We start from the raw sequence: 2,346 nt of genomic DNA, 5'->3' as shown, positions 1-2,346 counted from the left end.
TCATAATAGAGCGTCCTCCTGGATGATGGAATTTTTAGGGCTATGACCCGTTGCGTACTTCCATCGTACCGAGGCGCTCGTTTTTTTGCAAAGCGGAAATTTAACGCTCTACAGGAATGCTAACGGGTAACGTTAGTTCAATAACAACACGATGGCAGCTGGAAGCCAGGTATTGGCTTAAAAGTGGATGTTAAGTTTATAATGATAATTGTAAAGGAGGCGCTGTATTTAAATGGAATCTATAGAAACAGGGCTAAAACTATTTGTGTTTATAATAGTTATTTCACTATTCTTTACTTTGGTAGGGTTCCTAGTCAAAAAATATCTAAGTGACTTCTTTCAAGGTTTCTCTAAAATAATAATAAAAATATTTAGTTCAATTAAAGAAATTTTTAGAAAAACTTGATGACCATATTGTCGGAGTTTCCGACGGTATTCGCTTCGGTAACACAACCAGGCGCTACTACAGAAGACATGGAAACGAATGTTACCAATCCATTAAATGTCATCCTACTGAAGTGGATTAGATTCTATAGTAGATAACAGGGTCGGCTGGATTTAAACTAACGGGAAACTATAGTTGAACGAGCAAGGAGCAGTTTGCTACGGCAGTTGCTCTTTTCTTTGTTAAACTAACGGGCAGAATAGTTCCAATATGTGGTAGAATAATTGGGGTGTAGAGTCTTTAAGCCTATGGGGGGATTAGTGTTGACTTATGATAGCCACAATAAAACAATCACTACTAATAGATTATTGTTAAGACTGTTTCAACCAACAGATGCATCAGAGGTTACTAAGCTTTGTAATAATTATAATCTCTTCAAGGATACTTTATATCTACCGTATCCGTACTCTATAGAGGATGCTTTATCTTGGATAGAAAATCATCTTGATAACTTTAATAATAATAGGTCATATGAATTTGCAATTACCGATAAGATTACAGGAATATTATATGGAGCAATAGCATTATCTCACAATCAATACTTTAATAATGGCGAAATTGGTTATTGGGTTGGAGAAGAATTTTGGGGCAATGGTTATGCCACAGAGGCTGGCGAAGCTTTAATCGAATTTGCCTTTCTTGAAAAGAACTATCATAAAGTATACGCACGCCATTTCAACTCAAATTCAGCTTCTGGCAGAGTTATACAGAAAATAGGAATGATCAAAGAAGGGGTTTTAAGAGATCATGTCATGAAGGAAGACCAATATAAAGATCTTATTTACTATGGAATAATAAACAATCCATAGGAAAACAAGGTTCTCCGTTCAACTAACGGGTAACGTTAGTTGAACAAATAAGGGTCAGTTTGCTGCGGCAGTTGCCCTCTTTCTTTATTAAGCTAACGGGCAGGAGAGTTTTAATCATTCGACAGAATGAGTTAATAAATATTCTTTCTGTTGCCGTATTTTTTCAATTTTGTTAACCTTATATTAAATCCAAATGAAAGCGAGTGAGTTTATGATTGCGACTACTCCTAACAACAAAAACACTAATATTCGAGGCACGGAAGGATAATTAGGATTTCTTGCTAATTCACTTCCGTGTAACAAACACACGGAGGGAAAAACATTGAATATTGATAAAAAAGTTACTGGTATCGAATATAATGGCGGTTTCTACGAGGAAGTCGGAGATTTCATTCGTGAAAATTATTTGAATTTCGGATTTGCCAAGGGGACAACACAAGAAGTTGATTTTTTGGTGGATTTGATGAATCTTCAACCGAATAATCGGATTTTGGATATCGGCTGCGGTCCAGGTCGCCACAGCTTAGAACTTGCTCGACGTGATATTAAAACAGTAGGCGTTGATATTTCTTCAGAATTTATCAAATACGCCAATCAAGCGGCAACAAATGAAAAGCTAAATGCAGAGTTTTTGGTTGCGGATGCTCGTGAACTATCCTTTAACGAAGAATTTGATGCAGCTATTTGTCTTTGCGAAGGTGCGTTTGGCTTAGCTGGCAGCGAAGAGAACCATAGAAAGGTTCTAAAAGGTATCCATCAATCATTAAGATCTGGTTCATTATTTGTTCTTACAGTTGTTAATGCTCTAAATTTGGCCAGAAAAGTTAATGATGAGTCGCAATTTGACCCATACTCTTGCACGATTGTCGATAAAGAAGAAGTCATTAGCCCGGAAGGCGAAACAAAAGAAGTATCTATATATACTACTGCCTTTACATTCCGAGAATTAAAACTAGTCATGGAAATTGAAGGATTTGAAGTCGAAGCAGCTTATGGTTGTCAGGCAGGACAATTTGGTGAAAATCCGTTAAAGGTAACCAGTATGGAAATCATGATGATTTCACGTCGTAAATAATCTTTGGGGGCTTGAGT

2 protein-coding genes are annotated in these 2,346 nt (G+C 36.7%); both read left to right on the top strand.

The features are described from left to right. Positions 1-708 precede the first annotated feature (708 nt). Positions 709-1,254 carry a GNAT family N-acetyltransferase gene (locus AC1DWN_RS32300; RefSeq protein ID WP_477562935.1) on the top strand — a complete coding sequence of 182 codons (546 nt, stop codon included), beginning with the start codon at positions 709-711 and terminating at the stop codon, positions 1,252-1,254. A gap of 322 nt (positions 1,255-1,576) precedes the next feature. After that, complete coding sequence (locus tag AC1DWN_RS32295; protein WP_477562934.1) at positions 1,577-2,329, top strand: class I SAM-dependent methyltransferase; 753 nt, start codon at positions 1,577-1,579, stop codon at positions 2,327-2,329. The last annotated feature ends 17 nt before the right edge of the window (positions 2,330-2,346 follow it).

The sequence above is a fragment of the Paenibacillus sp. P4_A7 genome (assembly GCF_056402455.1).
This window is presented reverse-complemented; position numbering and strand designations above follow the sequence as displayed.